Annotated in this window: 25 protein-coding genes and 1 tRNA gene; 20 read left to right on the top strand and 6 right to left on the bottom strand. The window is 57.8% G+C overall.

The features are described 5' to 3' along the window. Position 1: 1 nt before the first annotated feature. The 6 genes from AQ621_RS07275 to AQ621_RS07250 all read left to right on the top strand — a co-directional run bounded on the left by AQ621_RS07275 (position 2) and on the right by AQ621_RS07250 (position 4,954). The gene (locus tag AQ621_RS07275) at positions 2-898 is read left to right on the top strand and encodes a DUF1365 domain-containing protein (RefSeq protein WP_058340891.1); all 897 of its coding nucleotides are present in this window, start codon (positions 2-4) and stop codon (positions 896-898) included. Beyond that, complete coding sequence (locus AQ621_RS07270; protein ID WP_058340890.1) at positions 886-2,160, top strand: SAM-dependent methyltransferase; 1,275 nt, start codon at positions 886-888, stop codon at positions 2,158-2,160. The genes AQ621_RS07275 and AQ621_RS07270 overlap by 13 nt, the downstream gene beginning before the upstream one ends. Continuing rightward, complete coding sequence (locus AQ621_RS07265; protein ID WP_022988204.1) at positions 2,157-2,681, top strand: DUF2878 domain-containing protein; 525 nt, start codon at positions 2,157-2,159, stop codon at positions 2,679-2,681. The genes AQ621_RS07270 and AQ621_RS07265 overlap by 4 nt, the downstream gene beginning before the upstream one ends. Beyond that, positions 2,678-3,415: a hypothetical protein gene (locus AQ621_RS07260; protein ID WP_058340889.1), complete on the top strand. Its 738-nt coding sequence runs from the start codon at positions 2,678-2,680 to the stop codon at positions 3,413-3,415. Before AQ621_RS07265 ends, AQ621_RS07260 begins: the two co-directional genes overlap by 4 nt. 78 nt (positions 3,416-3,493) lie before the next feature. After that, a complete protein-coding gene (gene xthA / locus AQ621_RS07255; protein ID WP_058340888.1) occupies positions 3,494-4,306 on the top strand; it encodes an exodeoxyribonuclease III in 813 nt (270 codons plus the stop codon). An 18-nt stretch (positions 4,307-4,324) separates the two neighbouring features. Next, entirely contained in the window at positions 4,325-4,954 is a 630-nt protein-coding gene (locus tag AQ621_RS07250) for a TetR/AcrR family transcriptional regulator (RefSeq protein ID WP_022988201.1), read from the top strand. Between the two features lie 3 nt (positions 4,955-4,957). Here the strand turns inward: AQ621_RS07250 and AQ621_RS07245 are convergent, their stop codons facing one another. Continuing rightward, positions 4,958-5,380 carry a phasin family protein gene (locus tag AQ621_RS07245; protein ID WP_058340887.1) on the bottom strand — a complete coding sequence of 141 codons (423 nt, stop codon included), beginning with the start codon at positions 5,378-5,380 and terminating at the stop codon, positions 4,958-4,960. A 355-nt stretch (positions 5,381-5,735) separates the two neighbouring features. On the opposite strand from AQ621_RS07245, the gene AQ621_RS07240 reads away from it, so the two are divergent. Genes AQ621_RS07240 through AQ621_RS07220 form a run of 5 tightly spaced genes read left to right on the top strand, consistent with a single transcriptional unit; the run spans position 5,736 to position 8,997 of the window. Further along, complete coding sequence (locus AQ621_RS07240) at positions 5,736-6,173, top strand: YeeE/YedE family protein (RefSeq protein WP_058340886.1); 438 nt, start codon at positions 5,736-5,738, stop codon at positions 6,171-6,173. Positions 6,174-6,177: 4 nt separating this feature from the next. After that, positions 6,178-6,645 carry a YeeE/YedE family protein gene (locus AQ621_RS07235; protein WP_058340885.1) on the top strand — a complete coding sequence of 156 codons (468 nt, stop codon included), beginning with the start codon at positions 6,178-6,180 and terminating at the stop codon, positions 6,643-6,645. 20 nt (positions 6,646-6,665) lie between these two features. Next, positions 6,666-7,094, top strand: coding sequence for a protein tyrosine phosphatase family protein (locus AQ621_RS07230; protein WP_036219100.1), 429 nt, complete (start codon positions 6,666-6,668; stop codon positions 7,092-7,094). A gap of 23 nt (positions 7,095-7,117) precedes the next feature. Next, complete coding sequence (hemH, locus tag AQ621_RS07225; protein ID WP_058340884.1) at positions 7,118-8,230, top strand: ferrochelatase; 1,113 nt, start codon at positions 7,118-7,120, stop codon at positions 8,228-8,230. Between the two features lie 29 nt (positions 8,231-8,259). After that, complete coding sequence (locus AQ621_RS07220; protein WP_058340883.1) at positions 8,260-8,997, top strand: 5-oxoprolinase subunit PxpA; 738 nt, start codon at positions 8,260-8,262, stop codon at positions 8,995-8,997. Between the two features lie 34 nt (positions 8,998-9,031). Here the strand turns inward: AQ621_RS07220 and AQ621_RS07215 are convergent, their stop codons facing one another. Both AQ621_RS07215 and AQ621_RS07210 read right to left on the bottom strand, forming a co-directional pair. Continuing rightward, positions 9,032-9,256, bottom strand: coding sequence for a hypothetical protein (locus AQ621_RS07215; RefSeq protein WP_022988194.1), 225 nt, complete (start codon positions 9,254-9,256; stop codon positions 9,032-9,034). Positions 9,257-9,371: 115 nt separating this feature from the next. Further along, positions 9,372-9,462 (bottom strand) — tRNA-Ser (locus AQ621_RS07210). A 256-nt stretch (positions 9,463-9,718) separates the two neighbouring features. Between AQ621_RS07210 and AQ621_RS07205 the strand changes: the two genes are divergently transcribed. From AQ621_RS07205 to AQ621_RS07185, 5 genes are all read left to right on the top strand, one after another. Then, positions 9,719-10,420: a Bax inhibitor-1/YccA family protein gene (locus AQ621_RS07205; protein WP_058340882.1), complete on the top strand. Its 702-nt coding sequence runs from the start codon at positions 9,719-9,721 to the stop codon at positions 10,418-10,420. Positions 10,421-10,522: 102 nt separating this feature from the next. Beyond that, positions 10,523-10,930 (top strand): sulfurtransferase complex subunit TusD, encoded by a 408-nt coding sequence (gene tusD / locus AQ621_RS07200; RefSeq protein WP_058340881.1) that lies wholly within the window; start codon positions 10,523-10,525, stop codon positions 10,928-10,930. A gap of 2 nt (positions 10,931-10,932) precedes the next feature. Further along, on the top strand, positions 10,933-11,283 hold the full coding sequence (locus AQ621_RS07195; protein WP_058340880.1) for a DsrE family protein: 351 nt from the start codon (positions 10,933-10,935) through the stop codon (positions 11,281-11,283). Between the two features lie 12 nt (positions 11,284-11,295). After that, a complete protein-coding gene (gene tusB / locus AQ621_RS07190; RefSeq protein ID WP_058340879.1) occupies positions 11,296-11,586 on the top strand; it encodes a sulfurtransferase complex subunit TusB in 291 nt (96 codons plus the stop codon). 3 nt (positions 11,587-11,589) lie between these two features. Continuing rightward, the gene (locus AQ621_RS07185) at positions 11,590-11,916 is read left to right on the top strand and encodes a TusE/DsrC/DsvC family sulfur relay protein (RefSeq protein WP_058340878.1); all 327 of its coding nucleotides are present in this window, start codon (positions 11,590-11,592) and stop codon (positions 11,914-11,916) included. A gap of 16 nt (positions 11,917-11,932) precedes the next feature. On the opposite strand, the gene AQ621_RS07180 is transcribed toward AQ621_RS07185, so the two are convergent. Beyond that, a complete protein-coding gene (locus AQ621_RS07180) occupies positions 11,933-13,084 on the bottom strand; it encodes a DUF445 domain-containing protein (protein WP_058340877.1) in 1,152 nt (383 codons plus the stop codon). 183 nt (positions 13,085-13,267) lie between these two features. Next, positions 13,268-13,855: a Fe-S biogenesis protein NfuA gene (gene nfuA, locus AQ621_RS07175; RefSeq protein WP_058340876.1), complete on the bottom strand. Its 588-nt coding sequence runs from the start codon at positions 13,853-13,855 to the stop codon at positions 13,268-13,270. Between the two features lie 243 nt (positions 13,856-14,098). Between nfuA and metH the strand changes: the two genes are divergently transcribed. The 4 genes from metH (at position 14,099) to AQ621_RS07155 (ending at position 20,553) form a co-directional block, all read left to right on the top strand. Further along, a complete protein-coding gene (gene metH, locus AQ621_RS07170) occupies positions 14,099-17,797 on the top strand; it encodes a methionine synthase (RefSeq protein ID WP_058340875.1) in 3,699 nt (1,232 codons plus the stop codon). Positions 17,798-17,813: 16 nt separating this feature from the next. Next, a complete protein-coding gene (locus tag AQ621_RS07165; RefSeq protein WP_058340874.1) occupies positions 17,814-18,056 on the top strand; it encodes a DUF2970 domain-containing protein in 243 nt (80 codons plus the stop codon). A gap of 345 nt (positions 18,057-18,401) precedes the next feature. Continuing rightward, positions 18,402-20,054: a nitrite/sulfite reductase gene (locus AQ621_RS07160; protein WP_058340873.1), complete on the top strand. Its 1,653-nt coding sequence runs from the start codon at positions 18,402-18,404 to the stop codon at positions 20,052-20,054. Continuing rightward, the gene (locus AQ621_RS07155) at positions 20,047-20,553 is read left to right on the top strand and encodes a DUF934 domain-containing protein (RefSeq protein ID WP_058340872.1); all 507 of its coding nucleotides are present in this window, start codon (positions 20,047-20,049) and stop codon (positions 20,551-20,553) included. The genes AQ621_RS07160 and AQ621_RS07155 overlap by 8 nt, the downstream gene beginning before the upstream one ends. A 9-nt stretch (positions 20,554-20,562) precedes the next feature. On the opposite strand, the gene sohB is transcribed toward AQ621_RS07155, so the two are convergent. After that, positions 20,563-21,627, bottom strand: a complete 1,065-nt coding sequence (gene sohB / locus AQ621_RS07150) for a protease SohB (protein ID WP_058340871.1) — start codon at positions 21,625-21,627, stop codon at positions 20,563-20,565. Between the last annotated feature and the right edge of the window lie 169 nt (positions 21,628-21,796).

Below are 21,796 nucleotides of genomic sequence, written 5' to 3'. Positions count from 1 at the left end.
CATGGCCAGCCAGTGGCTAGAAGGCACTATAAGACATCGCCGTAAGTTGCCGGTACAGCATGATTTTCTGTACAACATTGGCATGCTGGCACTGGACCTTGAGGAGTGGTCTTCTGTCACTTCCGTCAGCCGCTTTTTTTCACTGGAACGGTTCAACTGGCTGGGGCTTTGCCGGAACGATTACCTGGACCCGCACATCCCGAACCTGCACCAGGCGGTCGTTCAACGGGTTCGGGAGGCCACCGGCTGGCAGCCGGACGGGCCGGTTCAGCTGATCACCCACCCGCGGTATCTGGGCTACGTGTTCAACCCGGTTAGCTTTTACCTGTGCTACGAAAAAGGCCAGGACCCGGCCCGGGGTGACGTGCCCCGGGTGATTCTGGCCCAGATTACCAATACCCCCTGGAAGGAACGCCACGTGTATTGCCTGGAATGCCGAAATCACGGGCCGGGCGATGCAAGCAACTGGCAAACCGAGCGTTTTTCCTTCAGCAAGCGTTTCCACGTGTCGCCGTTTAACGGCATGAACCAGCACTACCAGTGGCTGTTCAGCTTCCGGGGTCCGGAACTGCGGATCCACATGAACGTGGAACAGGAAGATCACAAACATTTTGATGCCACCCTGGTAGTCCAACGGCAGGTACTTGATCGTAAAACCCTGCATCGAAGCCTGCGACGTTTCCCCCTGGAAACTCTCAAAGGCACCGCCGGTATTTACTGGAACGCCCTGAAACTGAAACTCAAGGGCGCCCCCTTCTACACCCACCCGGACAAACTGGAGCCACAGGCACCGGAGTTCCGCCGGGGAGTGGAAGATCAGGGGGTCGATGTCAGTGAACCGGCCATCAACGCGTCAAATGAACAATCTTCAGGAAGGGTAAGCTCATGGAGAACCTGAATACCTCCGTCACCAGCCAGGATTCCAGCGTTGCCAACACCGGCACCATCAGCCGGGTTGCCCGCAAGCTGGTATGCCATCAGTTGTCCATGCTCGGGCACGGCAAACTGGTGGTACGTGAACGCGGTTACGACGACCAGGTATTCGGCGACAACGACCAGCGTTACCCGACCGCAGAACTGGTCATCCACAACCACAGCACCTGGCGGGACCTGGTCACCGGTGGCAGCGTGGGGGCGGCGGAATCCTACGTGGCTGGCGACTGGAGCTCTCCGGACCTGACCGCCCTGTTGCGCTTCTTCACCCGCAACCTGGACACCATGAACGCCTTCGAGGACAAGTTCAGCTGGATCAGCAAACCGGCCCTGAAGGCCCTGCACTGGCTGAACCGCAATACCCCGGAAGGTTCCCGCAAGAACATCAGCGCCCACTACGACCTGGGCAACGACCTGTTCCAGCTGTTCCTGGACCCCACCATGATGTATTCCTCCGCCATTTATCCGGGCGAGGAGTCCACACTGGAACAGGCTGCGGTTCACAAGCTGGATGTTATTTGCCGAAAGCTCGACCTGCAACCCGGCGACAAGGTGATGGAGATCGGTACCGGCTGGGGCGGCTTTGCCATCCACGCTGCCAAACATTACGGCTGCCACGTAACCACCACCACCATCTCGAAGGAACAGCTGGAGCTGGCCCGGGAGCGTGTGAAGGCTGAAGGGCTGGAAGATCGCATTACCCTGCTGTTCGATGATTACCGCGACCTCACCGGCCAGTTCGACAAGCTGGTGTCTATTGAAATGATTGAAGCGGTTGGTCCGCAGTTCCTCGACAGCTACCTGTCCCAGATCAGCAATTTGCTGAAGCCGGATGGCCTGGCCCTGGTGCAGGCGATCAATATGCCGGAACAGCGTTATGAGCGTGCCCTGAAGAACGTGGACTTTATCCAGCGTTATATCTTCCCGGGCAGCTTTATTCCTTCGTTTGGGGCGATCCTGCAGTCGATGGGCCGCGGGTCAGACCTGGTACTCACCCATAACGAAGACTTCGGCTTCCATTATGCCCGCACGCTTCGGGATTGGTGCGAACGCTTCATGGCCAAGCGCAGCGAGCTGGATGCCCTGGGTTACGACACCGCCTTCCAGCGCCTGTGGCACTTCTATTTCGCCTACTGCGAAGCAGGCTTCAGTGAGCGTGCCATTGGTGTGGCCCATTTGCTGATGGCCAAGCCCGCCAACAAGCGCGCCAACATCATCAGCCTATGATCACCTCGGAAACGGTCCGGAATGTCCTGAACTTCGTACTGTTCCAGGCCGGCTGGTTCGCTTGTGTGCTGTACCCGGGGCTGCCGGTGACAGCCCTGGCATTGGGGCTTTTCATGGTCCATATGCTGCTGGTGAGCCAGAAGCGCTTTTCGGAACTGCAGTTTATCGGGGTCGGTGTTGTACTTGGCGGGCTGCTGGACACGCTCTGGTTCCGGCTTGGCATTCTCGGCATCCCGGGTATCGAAGAAATTGCCGTTGTGCCACCCTGGCTGGTGGCTATTTGGGCCCTGTTCATGACCACCCTGTGTCACTCACTGGCGTGGATCGGCCAGCACCGATGGCTGCCGTTTGTGCTGGCACCGTTTGCCGGGGCACTGGCTTACTGGTCTGCCGCCAAGCTAGGCGCAGTCACACTGCCGGACACTGCCCTGTCGGTAGCGGCCATCGCGCTGGGCTGGCTGGTGATCTTCCCGCTGCTGCTGTTTATCCGGAAAAGTTTGTACACGGAGCTTGAGCCATGAAAGTGACAACAGCGCTTGTTGGCGCCCTGCTCGGTTGCAGCCATGCCGGTGCCGCTGTCTTCGAGTTCCATGGCAGCGCCCGGAGCCTTGATGACGACAGGCCGATCTACCAGGAACACCATGCCGTCAGCGGCACTTGTGAATCCGGCGTATTCGTTCCGGAGCAACACCAGGTCGATTACCTGAGGGCCAGCGACGACACGCCCTTTGCCAGCAAGCAACTGACTTACCGGCAATCTGTCCAGCTGCCGGAGGTGGATTTTCACCAGCCGGAGTTCAACGAGCGCCTGGAGATCAGCTACCCCGAAGCCAACACCCTGGACATCACCTGGCAGAAGCCTTCCAGCGAAACCGCCATGGTCGAGCTGCGCTTTGGCAGCAAACTGGTGGTGGATGCCGGCTTTGACCAGTTCGTACGCGCCAACTGGGCCGCGGTAACCAGCGGTCAGTCTGTGGAATTCGATTTCCTGGCACCCACACGGGGCGATTACTACGGCTTTGTGCTGGACCCCGGCCCGAAAAACCGGGTAGATGCCGACATTGTGGTGCATATCCGCCCCACCAGCCTGATGCTGAGAGTGCTGGTTGATCCGATTGTGCTCGGCTACAACCGCCAGGGCGCCCTGACCCACTACCTGGGGCTGACCAACATTCGCAAGAACGCAGATGCCAATCACACCGCTGCAATCAACTACCGGGTCATCCGATACCCTGAGTGTGAACTGACAGACTGACTGCGCCCCTTCAGCCACACGGCATACGCCATCCCTTATGGTAAACTTCCGGGCAAACTGATCCGGAGATTCCACGCCATGATGTTTGTGTCGTTTAACGTAAACAGTATCCGCACCCGCCTGCACCAGCTTGAAGCCGTGATTAAAGAGCTGAATCCCGACTTCATCGGCCTGCAGGAAACCAAGGTGACCGATGCGGAATTTCCGGAGGAAGCCATCCGCCAACTGGGCTACCACGTGCATTTCCATGGCCAGAAAACCCACTATGGCGTGGCACTGCTGTCGCGGATGGAACCGGAGCATGTGGTTAAAGGCTATCCGTCTGATGGCGAGGATTCCCAGCGCCGCCTGATTACTGGTCGTTTTACCGTAAATGGTGAGCCGCTGACGGTCATCAACGGTTACTTCCCCCAGGGCGAAAGCCGCGACCACCCGGTGAAGTTCCCGGCCAAGCAGAAATTCTACGCGGACCTGATGGCCTATCTGGACGACCTGAAACAGCAACCGGGCCATGTGGTGGTGATGGGCGATATGAACATCTCCCCCACCGACAAAGACATCGGCATCGGCCCGGACAACGCCAAGCGCTGGCTGCGTACCGGAAAATGCAGCTTCCTGCCGGAAGAACGGGAATGGCTGGGAGAAGTGGAAAAACGTGGCTATACCGACGTCTTCCGCCACCTGCACCCGGATGAAGCCGATACCTTCAGCTGGTTCGACTATCGCAGCAAAGGCTTCGAGCGGGAGCCGAAACGGGGCCTGCGTATCGACCTGATCATGGCCAGCGACAGCCTGCTGCCAAAAGCCAGGGCAGCCGGGGTGTCCTACGACATCCGTGCCATGGAGCGGCCATCCGACCACTGCCCGGTTTGGGCCAGCTTCGAGCTGTAAAGGCGCGCTACTGCCCTTATGAAAAAGGTCAAAACCAGAGACAGGATTCTCGACACCAGCCTGCAACTGTTCAACAGCCTGGGCGAACCCAATGTCACCACGCTGCTGATCTCCGACGAACTGGAGATCAGCCCGGGTAACCTGTATTACCACTTCAAGAGCAAGGGTGACATTGTCGAGGAGCTGTTCGACGGCTTTGAGGCCGAAATGCTCGACCTGCTGGCAGTACCGGAAGATGTGGAGATTTCACTGGACCAGTTCGGGTTCTTCCTGCACATGCTGTTTGAGGCAGTAGCCCGTTACCGGTTTATGTACCAGGACCTGGTCAATGTGCTGTCGCGCTACAGCCAGTTGCAGGTCCGTTTCCGGCGCATTCTCAAAAAGAAAACGACAGCGTTTCGTACCCTGTGCGAGAGTTTTCGCGGCCAGCAGACCATGGCCATTGAAGAGGCAGAACTGGAATCCCTGTGTGAACAGCTCACGCTGACCGTGTGCTACTGGAGCAGTTTCGACACGCTGTCACACCTGGATAACCGGGAGTCGGTGGATCCGGGCAAGGGGGTGTACCAGATGCTGCACCTGATACTGCCCTACATGGCGGCTGAGGAACAGGAACAGATCCGTCTCACCAGCCACACGTATCTGTAAAGCTTATTCTTCTTCGTCACGGGCCAGTGAGTCGGAATCGCGAAGGCGGGTCAGTTCAGATTCAAGAGCCGCAATACGATGTTCGAGGGCTTCGATTTCTTCCCGACGGTGAATACCCAGACGCCGGAGCGCGCCGGACACCCGCTGGTCAAACATGTGCTCGAGCTTGTCCCAGGTACCGGTTGCCCGCTCGCGAACTTCGCCAACCCGGTCTTCCACGGTACGGATCTGTTTGCCCACCACGCCACGGGTTTTCGATTCCAGTTGTTCGCCTTCCTGGACCAGGCGGTCGAAAAATTTACCGGCGTCTTCCTCGGCCTTGGTGTAGGCGCCCAGCCCGGCCAGCCAGATCTGACGGGCAGAGCCCTTGATTTTGTCTGCCAGCTGCGGATCATTCTCCGGCGAATTTTGGTCTTGGTCGGACATAGCTACCTCTTGAATGCGGGCAAAGGGTGTTCAGCGCCCATTGTATTACAGCCATACCGCGATTTCAGTGTTACCTTGGGCAGCCCTGAAACCCGCATGGGAAAAGGCCGCAGTATAAACACGGGGGCGATATGAAAAAATGTTTTCAAACGAAAGGGCCTCTGGCTTGAACTGCTCAAATTATGGTCAATACTTCTCGATACCGGTATCCGAGTTGATGCCGGTTTGTCTGGAAGTCTTTCATGGATACTACTCGCACGCCTCTGCCCGGCATCCCTTGCCGGGCTTTTTTTGTTATTATCACACCCCATTATATCCTTATTCCAAAACCAACCATTCAATCCGGAGATTCTGAATGATTGATATTGCGTGGAGCCAGTTTACCCCTGGCGCAGCCCTCACGGGCGGTATCCTTATCGGCCTGGCAGCGGCCAGCTTCCTGCTTCTGAACGGGCGTATTGCCGGCATCAGTGGAATTCTGGGCGGGCTACTCACCCCCGTTCGCACCGACATCCTGTGGCGCGTTGCCTTCCTGGGCGGCCTGATCGGCGCGCCAGCGGTCTGGGCCCTGTTCGCCCAGCTTCCGCCGGTTGAAATCAATGCCGGCTATCCGGCGCTCATCGTGGCCGGTTTGCTGGTGGGCATCGGCACCCGCTACGCGTCCGGCTGCACCAGCGGCCATGGCGTATGCGGGCTGTCCCGCTTGTCGCTGCGCTCGCTGGTTGCCACGCTGAGCTTTATGGCCACCGGTTTCATTACCGTCTTTGTTATTCGCCACCTGATCGGAGCCTGATGCCATGAAATACTCTTTCGCTTCGCTGTTCGCCGGCCTGGTCTTCGGTATGGGCCTGATTGTCTCCGGCATGGCCAACCCGGAAAAGGTACTGGGCTTTCTGGACATCGCCGGTCTGTGGGATCCTTCCCTTGCGTTTGTGATGGGGGGCGCCATCATCGTCGGGCTGGTGTCTTTCGCAGTCGCCCGTAAACGCACCCTGTCGTTCCTCGGCTTCAACATGAAGTTGCCGACCAATAACCGAATCGAGAAACGCATGGTTATCGGCAGTATGATGTTCGGCATCGGCTGGGGCATTGCCGGTTTCTGCCCGGGCCCCGGACTTGTGGCACTGGGCGCCGGCGAAATCAAGGGCGCCGTGTTCGTTGCTTCTATGGTGGCCGGCATGGTGCTGTTCGAGTTGTTCGAGCGCAATCGTGCCCGGGGCGACTCTGAAACCGATCGAGAATTCGCCGGCAGCGATGCCGCCTGACAGAACGTTGGAGAATGCTAGTGGAAATCAGAAAGATCGATGACAACATCTCCGTAGCACCGCAGATTGCAGTGCAGGATGTCGCAGAAATCGCCCGCCTGGGGTTTAAAACCCTGGTTGCCAACCGGCCAGACCGCGAAGAGCCGGGCCAGCCGTCCATGGCCGATATTGAAGCCGCTGCCGCCGAGCACGGGCTCAAGTGGGTCTACCTGCCAGTTGAGTCCGGCAACATTACCGATGCGGATGTCGACAACTTTGCCCCGATGATCCGGGATGCCGACAAACCCGTATTCGCTTTCTGTCGATCTGGCACCCGCTGTACCGTACTATGGGCCCTGAGCGCCGCCCGCGAGCTTGACCCACGGGAAATCCTGACCAGGGCCCACCGGGCCGGCTACGACATTACCGGCTTGATTCCGCGGCTTAAGCAGCAGGCAGACCAGCACTAACTACCCAACACCGGAAAGCTTCAATGCCATACAAAGGGACAGAGAACTTCAGCCACAAGCAGTCGGAGCGCCTTGGCGTTCTGGTAACCAACCTGGGCACCCCGGATGCCCCCACTACCCCGGCACTGCGCAGGTATCTCGGGGAATTTCTGTGGGACCCCCGGGTGGTTGAAGTTCCCCGCCCCATCTGGTGGCTGGTCCTGCATGGCATTATTCTGCGCATCCGTCCGAAGAGAAGTGCTGAAGCCTACGCCAGCGTGTGGGACAAAGACGGCTCACCCCTGCTGATCCACACCGCCAACCAGGCGGAGGGCATTCGCAAAGCCCTGCAAGCCCGATACGGCAACGACGTGGTGGTGGGCTTTGCCATGCGTTATGGCAACCCGTCTATTGCCCGCGTACTGGACGAGATGCAGGAGCAAGGTGTGCGCAAGCTGCTGGTGCTGCCACTTTACCCCCAGTATTCGGCCTCAACCACGGCCTCTACCTTTGATGCCATTGCTGCCGATTTCACCAAGCGACGCTGGTTGCCGGATTTCCGGTTTGTTTCCCACTACCATGACTTCCCTCCCTATATTGAAGCCATGGCGAAGCACATTGAGAGCCACTGGGCCGAGCACGGGCGCAAGCAAAAGCTGATCCTGTCCTACCACGGGGTGCCGCTCAAGTACCTGCAGAGGGGCGACCCGTACCATTGCGAGTGCCACAAGACTTCACGCCTGCTGGCTGAGCGACTGGCGCTCAAGCCCGATGAATACATGACCACCTTCCAGTCCCGCTTCGGGCGTGAAGAGTGGCTGCAGCCCTATACCGACGAAACCCTGAAATCCCTGCCGGGCAAAGGCGTGAAGAGTATTGATGTGTTCTGCCCCGGCTTCTCTTCCGATTGCCTGGAAACCATCGAGGAAATCAACGAAGAGAACCGCGAATACTTCATGGAAGCCGGCGGCGAAGGCTTTGCTTACATCCCCTGCCTGAACGCCACCCAGGGCCATATAGACGCCCTGGTGCAACTGGTAGAAGATAACCTGCAGGGCTGGGCCGCACCTGAAAGCCGACCGGAAGTACTCGAGCAGAGGGCCGCGCTGGCCAGCGAGCGCAAGCAGGCAACCTGGCCCGGCCGGGACGACCTCTGAGCGAGTCGATAGCATCAAGAGGGGGTACCATGAAGCTGAACTGTGATCTGGGCGAAAGCTATGGTGCCTGGCAAATGGGCCAGGACGACCTGGTTATGCCGCTGATTGATATGGCCAACGTGGCCTGTGGCTTTCACGCCGCAGACCCGATGGTGATCCGGCACACCCTGGTACTGGCAGCACAGCACAAGGTTGAAATCGGTGCCCACCCTTCCTATCACGACCTTCCAGGCTTTGGCCGACGCTCCATCTATCACACCCCGGATGAAATCGAAGCCCTGATGCTTTATCAGTTAGGGGCACTGGAAGGCATGTGCCGCAGCGAAGGCCTGGCCGTGAGCTATGTAAAACCCCACGGCGCCCTCAACAACGACATGATGAAGGATAAGGACACCCTGGCAGTGGTTATGAAAGCGGTACGGACCTTCCGTGAAGGCCTGCCGCTGATGATTCCGGTAACTCTGGGTTATCGGGAGCATCAGGCCCTGGCTGAGAACCTGGGTGTGCCGTTGCTGCTGGAAGCCTTTGCCGACCGCGCCTACGACGATCAGGGCCAACTGGTGTCCCGCCGCCAGGCCGATGCTGTGCACGAAGACCCGGAGTTGATCGTAAAGCAGGCCTTGTCTTTTGCCCACAATGGCGGAGTCACCAGCACTACCGGCAAATGGCTGGATTTACCCGCCGACAGCCTGTGCGTTCACGGCGACAACGAAGCCGCCCTTGAAGCCGTTCGCGCCATACGGACAGCACTCGGCAAAGCGGCATAAAGCCCGGCACCAGGAAACCGACGGAAGCCCCTGATTACTCAGCAGGGTGCGAATGACCGGTTACCCGGGTTGATTTGACGTTGGCGTCGTCTTCAAGGTCCGGCACCGCCTGGCAAAAGGTGCACTCTTCGGCATCCACTGCCGCCCCACCCGTTTCCACGTAACGAATGCGATGGCTGGCCTTGCCACGATTGGCAGACACGGCAAAGCGACGATTCTTGCGCTCGTTTTCGGTTTCAGGAGTTTGATGTTCGTCCATAGCGACCACCTGCTGTTTTCGGTAAACGGTTCAGCAATGAGTGTACGGCAAAATCGGAATTGATTGGTAAAGCGGAGGAAAATGCGTATTCGGGAAGGTGTGTCTGAGAGAAAAATGGCGGTGGGCCAGGGATTCGAACCCCGGGAAGGCTATTAACCTTCGGCGGTTTTCAAGACCGCTGCATTCAGCCACTCTGCCAGCCCACCGTCTTGTTGGATCGGCGATGACTCGCCTTTCCTCAGCTGCCTTGCGACAGCGGGTGGAATGATACCGGATTTGCCTGTGCTGTCAACGCCCTGTAGAAAAAACGATGTGAATTCCGGAGCTTCTGAACAATCCATAAACAAGATTACAGCGGTTTAATGGAATCCAGAAGGCGAATTACTGTCGTAAATGATTGAAAGTTGCGGATTCAACATTATGATGGGACACAGTATCCAGTTTCACTAAACGGAGATGACAATGGAAGACAGACGTTTCGGCGTTCAGAACAATCAGGCTGCCTACGACACGACCGGGGAAAGAAGCCAGGTCACTGCGGGTATCAGCGATGATGCCATGAAGGTGCTTCGCAACACTTACATGTTGCTGGGTATGACCCTCGCCTTCTCAGCCCTGACTGCGTTCCTGAACATGAACGGTACTCATCCGGGCTTCCTGATCACCATCGTGGGTTACATTGGCCTGCTGTTCGCTACCTATAAACTGAAGAACAGCCCCTGGGGCATCGTAACCACCTTCGCACTGACCGGCTTCATGGGTTACACCCTTGGTCCGATCATCGGCGCGTTCGTGGCCGCCGGCGCCTCCCAGATTGTGGCCCAGGCCCTGACGCTGACAGCAGTGGCCTTTGTTGGCCTGTCTGCGACAGCGATCATCACCAAGAAAGACTTCAGCTTCATGTCCAGCTTCCTCACCGCTGGCGCATTTGTGCTGATCGGTGCCATGCTGCTGGCGTTCTTCATGGAAAGCTCTGCCCTGCACCTGGCGGTGTCTGCAGGCTTCACCATCTTCGCCTCCATCATGATCCTGTTTGAAACCAGCCAGATCATCAAAGGCGGCGAGCGTAACTACATCATCGCCACCGTTGGTCTGTATGTATCCATCTACAACCTGTTTGTCAGCCTGCTGCACCTGCTGGCGGCATTCAGCGGCGAAGACTGATCTCCGGTCAGTCCCTCGCTTCCAGAAACCCCGGCCTTTGCCGGGGTTTCTGCTTTAGGTACACTTCAAATCCTCAAGATTCACTCCCGGGTGCAGGACGCCATGACGCCACTGAGCTATACCCTCGTAATCACCGGAGCCCCCTGGTCTTCCCAGGCCCCCCAGAGCGCCCTGGCCTTTGCCCGGGAACTGCTTGTTGCGGGCCACCGGATTGACCGGGTATTCCTGTATGGTGAGGGCGTATTGCTGGCCTCGGCGCTGGCGACGCCACCCTCTGACGAGGTGAACTGGCCGAAGCAGTGGGCCGGCTTCCTGGCTGACAACGCCATTCCCGCTACCGTTTGTATTGCCTCGGCGCTGCGCCGCGGAATCATTGATGATACCGAACAGGCCCGCTACGAACTGCCCGGCAACAACCTGCTGGAGCCGTTTGGCATTGCCGGCCTTGGTGAATGGGTGGAAGGTAATGTGAAATCGGACCGGGTTATCTATTTCCACGGGAGTAACTGACGGTGAGCACGCTGATCATAGTAGACCAACCCCCATATGGTAACTGGGCCGGGCGCGAGGCCCTGGACATGGTGTTCTCGCTGGCCGCCTTCGACCAGCCGGCGGCCCTGCTCTTTACCGGCGCCGGGGTCAACTGGCTGCGCAAGCAACAGGCTCCCGACGCCATTGGCCAGAAATCCGTGGAGAAAAACCTCTCGGCAGCGCCCATGTTCGGCGTGGAAGAAATCCTTGCAGACGCGGCGTCCTGCGAGCGCTTTGGGCTTGGGCCTGAGCAACGGGTTTCCGGTGTCACCCTCGCCGAAAACCTGCAAGACGTCATGAACGCCCACAGTAACGTGGCCTTTGCAGGCTGAGGCAGGAAGATAATGACAAGCACGCAGCCAGCAACCCCGACACTGCACATTCTGAACAAGCCACCGGGACACCCCCGCTTTGAATCCTGCCTCCAGGCGATCCAGGACGGCGATCAGCTGGTACTTACCGAAAACGCGGCACTTGCCCTGGCCGATTGCTCCGTTACCCTTCCTGACGCCTGTAAGGCCATGAAAGCGGATGTCGACGCCCGGGCGCTGAATGAGCAAACCCGGACAGGAACGATCGACTACGCCGAACTGGTACGCCTGACCGCCAAACATTCACGCATCATCAGCTGGTAAACCATGCCGATAACTGACATGCCGCCCCGCAATAACGAAGGTTTCCTGGAAGACGCCAATCAGTGGACACCGGAGGTGGGCCGCCAGATTGCCGCAGATGACCAAATAGAGCTATCAGAAAAGCACTGGGAAATCATAGAGTTTCTGAGGGGTTTTTATAAATCACATGAAATGTCGCCGCCATCAAACCGGCTGTTCGTAAAGGCGGTAAAGGAAGCACTGGGCGAAGAAAAAGGCAACAGCATCTACCTGATGCAGCTGTTCCCCGGCACACCGGCCAAAACCGCGTGCCGGATAGCAGGTTTGCCCCGCCCCACCAACTGCCTGTAGGCCTGAACTACAGTAATCAGATCAGCACAAACTGGATAAAGCCCGCAATTGCCCCGAACAAGCCACCGATCAGCATCAGCTGGATTTCCTCTTCCCGAAATGCCGGGCGCAGGATTTCCTGGAATTCTTCGGGTTTGAGGGCTTTCATCTGGCCCGCCAGCACACCGGCAACGACCGGGGCCCGCTCCTTGTTGAATGCCGGGTCAGAGAAGACATCCCGGGTAGCCAGTACCGCCTTGTCGTTCATGGCCCGCTTCAGGTCGGTATAACCGGACATACCCACGGTCACCTGCGCAGCCAGTCGCATGACCATGGAGTTATCCAGCATCGGGCGCAGGTGTTTCTGCAGAATGGAGCGGGTACGGGCGCCGTGGCGACCGTTAATCATGGCATCCGCCACCTTCTCCACGGTAATCAGTTCCTCGGCCACCAGCTGCGCCCAGATGTCGCTGATTTCGTCCTGTCGCTGCAAAAACAGGCCCTGAAACTTCCAGAACAGCATCCGGCGCGGCCTGAGCGGGGCAAAAATCAGGTTGATGGCCAGCCAGTTGGTGATAAAACCGATGGCAAAGCCACCCACCGGCAACACCCACGGCTGCGGATAGGATACCCAAAATGGCACCAGCAGAGCGCCCAGCAAGGCACCGATCAGCGCACCCCGGTTGATCACAGACTGCAATTCCACGGCACCGGCCTGTTTGAAAATGCGGTTCATCAGGTCCGGATGGTGTTGCAGTTCGCGGCTCAGCAGCGCTTTCAGGTCTACCAGGTCGTCCAGGTCGTCACCAAAGTCTTCCACCAGCTCCTCTATGCGCGATGGCAATTGCTGTCGCGCCCACTGGTAAATGCGGTCTTTCACAAACACCGGCAGATTGTCCCAAAGCACCGGCTGGACTTCGTACATCACTTCATCAATGTACTCGTCCATGCGCGGCGATACCTGGGTCAGAACCTGCTGGACAATGCGCTGGGGTTCGAGCTTCTGGTACACCGAGTTGAGGTCGCCGAAATGCTGCAGGGTGCGGTCGATGCAGATGTGGGCCATTTTCTCGGCTTTGCGGGGAATCACGCCCTGCCAGCCAACGACGCCGAAACCGATGAACTGAACCGGATAGAACGACATCTGAATAGCCAGCCAGTTAGTAAACCAGCCAACTACGGCAGCCATCACTGGCACGGATAGAAGTGTTAGGTCCGACAAGACTTACCCCGAGTAAATACCAAGTCATTCTGTTGATGGCGGGAATAATGAAACAGAAGGCACTCTCGGGCATTGGCCGTGTAGCCACGGCGGAGGGGTGTCTGTGGCAGACTGTCCAGGCTCGGGAAGTCAGCCTGCCACAGCAGTCGCTTACTGGTAGTAAGCGTTTTCGGTGTTGGTGTGGTCCGTTACGTCACGCACGGCGGTAATTTCCGGCACGCGTTCTTTCAGGGTTTTCTCGACACCCTGCTTGAGAGTCAGACTCACCGCTGAACAACCCTGGCAGCCACCGCCAAAACGCAGCACGGCCACAGACTCTTCAACAATCTCGACCAGCGATACATCGCCACCGTGAGCCGCCAGGTTGGGGTTGATCTCGGAGGCCAGTACGTAGTTCACCCGGTCCGGCAGCGGTGCATCGTCAGATACCTGGGGTACCTTGGCGTTCGGCGCCTTGATGGTCAGCTGGCCGCCCATCTGATCCTTGGAATAATCCACGTAGGCTTCTTCCAGGAAGGGTACCGAGTTGTGATCCAGGTACAGCGTAAACTTCTGCAGGTCTACCGTTTCGTCGGTGGGGACAATTTCGTTCGGCGGACAGTAGGCCAGGCAGGTTTCTGCGTTACGAGTGCCGGGCTGGGTCACAAAGATACGAACCCCCATACCTTCGACATCCTGCTTTTCGATCAGTTGTGCAAGATAGTCCCTTGCAGAATCAGTAACAGTTACCAGAGCCATGCTTCCTACCTGTTTTCAAATGTGACCTCCATTTTAGGAGAGTTCGCAGGAACTTAAAAGACCAAGTAAAATAGTCGGGCATTAATCGGGCTAATGAGTTTCCCTTATGACCCGGCTAACCGCCGCGCACGGCAAGGCACTTGATAATGATCATCCGTACTAAGACGAACTGCTCGCTTTTTGCTATGATCCCGCGCCATTAACCGTATTAGACGTTATTCACGACATCCGGAAGATTTCCCTATGACCGATCGCAACACCCGTCTGGACCAGCTTAAAAAGGCACTCAAGGAACGCATCATTGTTCTTGATGGCGCCATGGGCACCATGATCCAGAACCAGAAACTGGATGAAGCCGCGTTCCGTGGCGACCGGTTCAAAGACTACGATCGGGAAGTCCAGGGCAACAACGATCTGCTGAACCTTACCCAGCCTGCCCTGCTGCGCAATATCCACGCAGAATACCTGGATGCCGGCGCCGATATTATCGAAACCAACACCTTCAACTCCACCCGCCTGTCCCAGGCCGACTACGGCATGGAAGAGCTGGCAAGGGAGCTGAACGTGGCTTCGGCCAGGCTGGCCCGGGAAATCGCTGATGAATACACCGCGAAGAATCCCGACAAGCCCCGCTTTGTGGCCGGTGCCGTGGGCCCCACCTCCCGTACCGCGTCGCTGTCGCCGGATGTGAACAACCCGGGGTACCGCAACGTCGATTTCCAGACTCTGGTGGATAATTATTACGAGGCTGTGTCAGGCCTGGTGGAAGGCGGTTCTGACCTCATCCTGATTGAAACCATTTTCGACACCCTGAACGCCAAGGCAGCCATCTACGCTACCCAGCAGTTCTTCGAAGATTCCGGCATTGAACTGCCGATCATGATCTCCGGCACCATTACCGATGCTTCCGGCCGAACCCTGTCCGGCCAGACTACCGAGGCGTTCTACAATTCCGTGGCCCACGCCAAGCCGATTTCCATTGGCCTGAACTGCGCCCTGGGTGCGGATGCCCTTCGCCCCTATGTGGAAGAACTGTCCAACAAAGCGGAAACCTATGTCTCCGCTCACCCGAACGCCGGCCTGCCCAACGAGTTCGGTGAGTACGACCAGACCCCGGAAGAAATGGCCGAGATCATCGAAGGCTTCGCCAGAGACGGCTTCCTGAACATCATCGGCGGTTGCTGTGGTTCCCGCCCGGAACACATTGAAGCCATTGCCAACGCGGTCGCGAAATATCCGCCCCGGCAGATTCCCGATCGCCCGAAGGCCCTGCGCCTGGCCGGCCTGGAGCCATTTACCGGCGACGAAAACACCCTGTTTATCAACGTGGGTGAACGAACCAACGTGACCGGTTCCAAACGTTTCCTTCGCCTGATCAAGGAAGAGCAGTACGAAGAGGCCCTCAGCGTTGCCCGGGACCAGGTAGAAAACGGCGCCCAAATTATCGATATCAACATGGACGAGGGCATGCTGGACTCGAAGGAGGTGATGGTCACCTTCCTGAACCTGGTTGCCTCCGAGCCGGACATTTCCCGTGTGCCCATTATGATCGACTCCTCCAAGTGGGAAGTGATCGAAGCCGGCCTGCGCTGCATTCAGGGCAAGGCAGTGGTGAACTCCATCAGCCTGAAAGAAGGCGAAGAGGCGTTCATCAAGCGGGCAAAAGACTGCATGCGCTACGGCGCCGCGGTGGTGGTGATGGCCTTTGACGAAGACGGCCAGGCCGATACCTACGAGCGCAAGACCGAGATCTGCAAGCGCTCCTACGATGTACTGACCAGCATAGGCTTCAACCCGGGCGACATCATCTTCGACCCGAACATCTTTGCCATCGCTACCGGCATCGAGGAACACAACAACTACGCGGTGGATTTCATCAACGCCACCCGCTGGATCAGAGAGAACCTGCCCCACGCATCCATTTCCGGCGGCGTCAGCAACGTGTCCTTCTCGTTCCGCGGCAACGATGCCGTGCGTGAAGCCATCCACTCGGTGTTCCTGTACCACGCCATCAAGGCCGGCATGAACATGGGTATCGTAAACCCGGGCCAGCTGGTGATTTACGATGAAATCGAGCCGGACCTGAAGGAACTGGTGGAAGACGTGGTGCTGAACCGCCGCGAAGACTCCACCGACCGCCTGCTGGAAGCGGCCGAGAAGTTCAAGGGCAAAGGCGGCCAGGCTAAAGAAGAAGACCTGGCCTGGCGCGAATGGCCCGTTGAGAAGCGGCTTGAGCACGCACTGGTTAAAGGCATCACCAACTTCATCATCGAAGACACCGAAGCCTGTCGCCAGAATGCCAGCCATCCGATCGAGGTGATCGAAGGCCCGCTGATGGACGGCATGAACGTGGTCGGCGATCTGTTTGGCGATGGCAAGATGTTCCTGCCCCAGGTGGTGAAAAGCGCCCGGGTTATGAAGCAGGCGGTCGCCCACCTGATTCCGTACATCGAGGCGGAAAAAACCGAAGACCAGCAGGCCAAGGGCAAGATCCTGATGGCCACGGTGAAAGGCGATGTGCACGACATCGGCAAGAACATCGTGGGCGTGGTGCTGCAGTGCAACAACTACGAAGTGATCGACATGGGCGTGATGGTGCCCTGCGACAAGATCCTGGAAAAAGCAAAGGAAGAGAACGTCGACATCATCGGCCTGAGTGGCCTGATCACCCCGTCGCTGGACGAAATGGTGCACGTTGCCCGTGAAATGCAGCGGCTGGACTTCAAGATTCCGCTGATGATCGGTGGTGCCACCACCTCCAAGGCCCATACTGCGGTCAAGATTGAGCCTCACTACAAGAACGACATTGCCCTGTACGTGTCCGATGCCTCCCGTTGCGTCAACGTGGCGTCACAACTGCTGAGCAAGACCGCCAAGCCGGCCTTTGTGGAAGCAGCCCGCACCGAATACGACGAAATCCGTGAGCGCCGCAAGAACCGTGGCGACCGCACCAAGCTGGTATCCCTGAAAGAAGCCCGGGCACGGGCGCCGGAGATTGATTTCGAAAACTACCAGCCGCCCAAGCCGGCGTTTACCGGCGTGCGGGTGTTCGAAGACTATGACCTGAACGAACTGGCGGAATACATCGACTGGACGCCGTTCTTCATTTCCTGGGACATTGCCGGCAAGTACCCGGCGATTTTCGACGACCCCAAGCGTGGCGAAGCCGCCCGCAACCTGTTCGACGACGCCCAGAAACTGCTCAAGCAGATGATTGAAGAGAAGCGGATCAGTGCCCGTGGTGTGATCGGCTTCTGGCCGGCCAACCGCCGGGGCGACGACATCGTGGTGTACACCGACGAGACCCGCACCGAGGAACTCACCACCCTGCACCACCTGCGCCAGCAGGATGAGAAGGCCCCGGGCAAGCCGATGATGGCCCTGTCTGATTTCGTGGCCCCGGAAAGTTCGCACCTGGGTGACTATGTGGGCGGCTTTGCGGTCACCACCGGCATTGGCGTAGACGAACTCACCACCGAGTTCAAGAACGCCCACGACGACTATAGCGCCATCATGGTTCAGGCCCTGGCGGACCGCCTGGCAGAAGCCTTTGCCGAGCGCATGCACGAGCGGGTGCGCAAGGAGTTCTGGGGCTATGCTAACGACGAGCAAATGGCCAATGACGACCTGATCAAGGAACGCTATCGCGGTATCCGCCCGGCACCGGGCTACCCCGCCTGCCCGGACCACACGGAAAAAACCACCCTGTTCAAACTGCTGGATGCCACCGCCAACACCAGCCTCGAGCTGACGGAACATTTCGCCATGTTCCCGACCGCTGCGGTTTCCGGCTGGTATTTCGCGCACCCGGACTCCAAGTACTTTGCCGTGGGTAAAATTGGCGTGGACCAGGTTGAGGACTATGCTGAACGCAAGGGGCTGTCAAAAGCGGAAGCCGAACGCTGGCTGATGCCGAGCCTGGCCTATGATCCCGCAGAATAAATCAGGGCGGTAAACCATGACTGACGTTGCCAACAAAAACAAAAAGGACAACGAAGACCAAAAAACCGGTTCGCCGGGTGTTCTGAAAATCATGCAAAGCATCCTGGCCGGCGCCCTCGGTGTGCAATCAGACCGCCGGCGGCAGGAAGACTTCTCAAGCCACAGCCCCGCCCCCTACATTATCGCGGGGCTGCTGTTTACGGCCGCCTTCGTAGGCGGCCTGATCCTTGTTGTGAACCTGGTACTGGCCGGGCAGTAAGCTATTGGCCGGCTACCCAGAACACCGCAAACGACACCGTTAACATCACCAGCAGAACGGCGGCTACGGCATCGGCCTTGCTGTCTGAACCTGCAGATTTGCTCATGGTTACCCTCACCTCTCTTGGTTTGTTGTTATTCCCGGTGGTTCCACCTTCAGTTAAGCAGTTAATTGATATTCGTCCAGCCTCGGCAAACCTCGCTTATCGCCTGAATCGATAATGTTATGTTGAAATAATCATTTTGAGAATAAAAACACGGTGATATCCTGCCCGTCAGGAATAAGGCGCTCCACTTCGCGCCCGAAAATGCAGACACTCAGATGTAGCAGGCAGGACGTTACCCTATGTACGTTTACGATGAACACGACAAGCAAATCGCAGCCGAGCGCGTGGCCCAGTTCCGGGACCAGACCGAACGCGCACTGGCCGGTGAGCTTTCCGAAGAGGAGTTTCTTCCCCTTCGCCTCCAGAACGGCCTTTATGTTCAGCGTCATGCCCCAATGCTTCGCATCTGCGTACCCTACGGTATGCTGCGCTCCGAACAATTACGACGGCTGGCGCGGATTACGCGGGATTACGACCGTGGCTACGCACATGTAACCACCCGGACCAACATCCAGCTGAACTGGCCAAAACTGGAAGAGGTGCCGGATATCCTGGCCGAGTTGGCAGAGGTAGAGATGCACTCCAACCAGACCAGCGGCAATTGCATTCGTAACACCACCACAGACCAGTTCTCCGGCGTGCAGGCGGACGAAATTGCCGATCCGCGGCCCTACTGCGAAATCATCCGGCAGTGGTCTACCTTTCATCCGGAATTCGCCTTCCTGCCCCGCAAGTTCAAGATTGCAGTGAACGCTTCGGAGAAGACCGACAGGGCCGCCATCCAGATTCATGACATCGGCCTGCAACTGGTCCGGAATGAACAGGGTGAGCTGGGTTTCCGGGTACACGCCGGCGGCGGTCTCGGCCGCACCCCCATGGTTGGGCCCGTTATCCGGGAGTTCCTGCCGGAACTGGACCTGCTCACTTACCTCGAGGCCATCGTTCGGGTGTACAACCGCTATGGCCGCCGGGACAACAAGTTCAAGGCGCGTATCAAGATTCTGGTAAAAGCCCTGACACCGGCCGGGTTCGCCGAAAAGGTCGAGGCTGAATGGGCACAGATCAAGGATTCCCCCACCCGTCTCACCCCTGACGCGATCACAAAGTTTCAGGGCTACTTTACCGAGCCGGACTATCAAACACTGGAAAACGCCAGCGACCTGCTGGGCAAGCAACGTTTTGAGAACCGGGAATTCGACAAGTGGCTGACCCACAACGTGGACGAGCACAAGAAGCCCGGTTACGCTATCGTCACCCTGACCCTCAAGAAAACCGGCACACCTCCGGGCGATGTAACAGACGCCCAGCTGGAAGACATTGCAGACCTGGCCGATGAATACAGCTTCGGCGAAGTTCGGGCCACCCATGAACAGAACATTGTCCTCGCCGATGTCCGCCAGGACCGACTGTTCGAGCTTTGGCAGCGCATTACCCCGATGGGCTTTGCCACCGCCAACCTGCACACCCTGAACGACATCATCTGCTGCCCGGGTGGCGACTTCTGCGCCCTGGCCAATGCCAAGTCGATCCCCATCGCGGAAGCCATTCAGCGCCGCTTTGACAACCTGGATTTCCTGTACGACCTGGGCCCGATCGACCTGAACATCTCCGGCTGCATGAATGCCTGCGGCCATCACCATGTCGGCAATATCGGCATCCTGGGTGTCGACAAGAAGGGCGAAGAGTTCTATCAGGTAAGCCTTGGTGGTGCTTCCCATCACGACGCCGCCATCGGCAAGATCCTTGGGCCATCATTTGCCCGGGAAGAAATGCCCGATGTGGTTGCGAAGATTATTGACGTGTTTGTTGAGAAACGCACAGAAGAAGAGACTTTCCTGGATACCTATCGCCGGGTTGGTCTGGATCCTTTCAAGGAGCGGGTTTATGCCTGATGTCATTGCCGTTGACGGCACCCTTCGTAACGACAACTGGGCCGTGGTTGCCCGCCCGGAAGCCGGCGAATCGCTGGCCATTCCAGAGGGCCAGCCGGCACTGATCCCGGTGGATCTCTGGCTGGCCGGCGCTGAACACTATGCCGGGCGGAAAGATATCGGCGTATGGTTCGACAGCCATCACGAACCAGAACTGTTGGCCGACAAAGCCAACCAGCTGCCGGTAATAGCCGTTAACTTCCCACGCTTCGTGGATGGACGGGGCTACAGCATTGGCCGCTTGCTGCGGGAAAGGTACGGATACAGCGGCGAGCTGCGGGCCATAGGTGACGTGCTGCTTGATCAGCTCCAGTTTATGAAACGCTGCGGCTTCGATGCCTTTGTGCTTCGGGCTGACAAAGACGCCACCAAGGCAGCCCGCTGCCTGAACTTCTTCTCCCAGACCTACCAGGCGGCAGCCGACACAGACGTGCCGCTGTTCCGCCGCCGGGCTTCCTGAGGAAGCCCGTTACTGGATCTTCTGGTTACGGAACGCGCTCAGCACTTTCCAGACGGTGTGCTCGAGCGCGGCACTGGTGGCCAGCCCGAGTTTTTCCGGCAGTGTCCGCTTGCGCTGGAAAGATACCGACACGACATCCCCTCGGTCACACGCCTCGATCAGGTATTCGTCTGAGGTTTTGATCTCGTCAATCAGTTTGACCTCCAGCGCCCGCTTGCCAAACCAGATGTCACCGTTCGCTACCGCCTGGATATCCAGGTCAGGACGTCGCTCACTGACGTATTCCTTGAACAGGCCGTGAGTGTCTTCGAGGTCTTCCAGGAACTTCTGGCGGCCTTTGTCGGTGTTCTCACCAAACACGGTCAGGGTGCGTTTATGCTCACCGGCTGTCAGCACTTCGAAGTCCACGTCGTTCTTCTTCAGGAATCGGTGGAAGTTGGGCAGCTGTGCCACCACGCCTATGGAGCCAAGCACCGCAAAAGGAGAGGCAATAATTTTGTCTGCGACGCAGGCCATCATATAACCGCCACTGGCGGCCACCTTGTCGACACAGGCGGTCAGCGGAACTCCCTTGCTGCGGATGCGGTCCAGCTGCGCGGCAGCCAGGCCGTAGGCGTGTACCAGGCCGCCACCACTTTCAAGGCGCACCACTACTTCATCGGTTTTCGGGTCTGCCACACTGAGCACCGCAGACACTGAACGGCGCAGGGTATCGGTGTCGCTGGCCTTGATGTCGCCATCAAAGTCGATCACATAGATCCGGGACTTGCCAGGTTGCTCACCCTCACCTTCCTTACTGCTGCTTTTTGCGGCTTTTTTCTCGGCTTTGTCTTCTTTCTTTTTCTTCTTCGTCCAGCTTTTGTATTCCGCATCGGACATCAGGCGGGTCTGGATAGACTCTTTCAACTTGCGGTACTGATCGTTCAGCTTGCGGATTTTCAGCTCACCTTCACCTTCGTGGTCATCGCGATCACGATGGGCAGCCGAAAAGATAATAGAGGCAAGAATGATGGCCGCCACAACGAAGGTGGCAACCTTGGCAAGGAACAGGCCGTATTCGGTGAGAAATTCCAAAATGCAGTCTCCGGAAGTGTTTCGCAAAGCCAAGAGTGTACCCGCTCGGGCCAAGTGTGATAAGCCCGAAAGAAAATTAAAACAAGCGTTCGATCAAGCTTGACACACACTCTCTGTGCCCATAAAGTCGAATTGCGAAGTCACCATGACAAGACAACCACCAAAAAGG

Source organism: Marinobacter sp. P4B1 (genome assembly GCF_001447135.1).
Classification (GTDB): Bacteria; Pseudomonadota; Gammaproteobacteria; order Pseudomonadales; family Oleiphilaceae; genus Marinobacter; species Marinobacter vinifirmus.
This window is presented reverse-complemented; position numbering and strand designations above follow the sequence as displayed.

Excerpts from the sequence above, each read along its gene's own strand:
- AQ621_RS07275 (WP_058340891.1), top strand. The coding sequence starts at position 2 with ATGGCCAGCCAGTGGCTAGAAGGCACTATAAGACATCGCCGTAAGTTG.
- AQ621_RS07270 (WP_058340890.1), top strand. The coding sequence starts at position 886 with ATGGAGAACCTGAATACCTCCGTCACCAGCCAGGATTCCAGCGTTGCC.
- AQ621_RS07265 (WP_022988204.1), top strand. The coding sequence starts at position 2,157 with ATGATCACCTCGGAAACGGTCCGGAATGTCCTGAACTTCGTACTGTTC.
- AQ621_RS07260 (WP_058340889.1), top strand. The coding sequence starts at position 2,678 with ATGAAAGTGACAACAGCGCTTGTTGGCGCCCTGCTCGGTTGCAGCCAT.
- xthA (WP_058340888.1), top strand. The coding sequence starts at position 3,494 with ATGATGTTTGTGTCGTTTAACGTAAACAGTATCCGCACCCGCCTGCAC.
- AQ621_RS07250 (WP_022988201.1), top strand. The coding sequence starts at position 4,325 with ATGAAAAAGGTCAAAACCAGAGACAGGATTCTCGACACCAGCCTGCAA.
- AQ621_RS07245 (WP_058340887.1), bottom strand. The coding sequence starts at position 5,380 with ATGTCCGACCAAGACCAAAATTCGCCGGAGAATGATCCGCAGCTGGCA.
- AQ621_RS07240 (WP_058340886.1), top strand. The coding sequence starts at position 5,736 with ATGATTGATATTGCGTGGAGCCAGTTTACCCCTGGCGCAGCCCTCACG.
- AQ621_RS07235 (WP_058340885.1), top strand. The coding sequence starts at position 6,178 with ATGAAATACTCTTTCGCTTCGCTGTTCGCCGGCCTGGTCTTCGGTATG.
- hemH (WP_058340884.1), top strand. The coding sequence starts at position 7,118 with ATGCCATACAAAGGGACAGAGAACTTCAGCCACAAGCAGTCGGAGCGC.
- AQ621_RS07220 (WP_058340883.1), top strand. The coding sequence starts at position 8,260 with ATGAAGCTGAACTGTGATCTGGGCGAAAGCTATGGTGCCTGGCAAATG.
- AQ621_RS07215 (WP_022988194.1), bottom strand. The coding sequence starts at position 9,256 with ATGGACGAACATCAAACTCCTGAAACCGAAAACGAGCGCAAGAATCGT.
- AQ621_RS07205 (WP_058340882.1), top strand. The coding sequence starts at position 9,719 with ATGGAAGACAGACGTTTCGGCGTTCAGAACAATCAGGCTGCCTACGAC.
- tusD (WP_058340881.1), top strand. The coding sequence starts at position 10,523 with ATGACGCCACTGAGCTATACCCTCGTAATCACCGGAGCCCCCTGGTCT.
- tusB (WP_058340879.1), top strand. The coding sequence starts at position 11,296 with ATGACAAGCACGCAGCCAGCAACCCCGACACTGCACATTCTGAACAAG.
- AQ621_RS07185 (WP_058340878.1), top strand. The coding sequence starts at position 11,590 with ATGCCGATAACTGACATGCCGCCCCGCAATAACGAAGGTTTCCTGGAA.
- AQ621_RS07180 (WP_058340877.1), bottom strand. The coding sequence starts at position 13,084 with ATGGCTGCCGTAGTTGGCTGGTTTACTAACTGGCTGGCTATTCAGATG.
- nfuA (WP_058340876.1), bottom strand. The coding sequence starts at position 13,855 with ATGGCTCTGGTAACTGTTACTGATTCTGCAAGGGACTATCTTGCACAA.
- metH (WP_058340875.1), top strand. The coding sequence starts at position 14,099 with ATGACCGATCGCAACACCCGTCTGGACCAGCTTAAAAAGGCACTCAAG.
- AQ621_RS07165 (WP_058340874.1), top strand. The coding sequence starts at position 17,814 with ATGACTGACGTTGCCAACAAAAACAAAAAGGACAACGAAGACCAAAAA.
- AQ621_RS07160 (WP_058340873.1), top strand. The coding sequence starts at position 18,402 with ATGTACGTTTACGATGAACACGACAAGCAAATCGCAGCCGAGCGCGTG.
- AQ621_RS07155 (WP_058340872.1), top strand. The coding sequence starts at position 20,047 with ATGCCTGATGTCATTGCCGTTGACGGCACCCTTCGTAACGACAACTGG.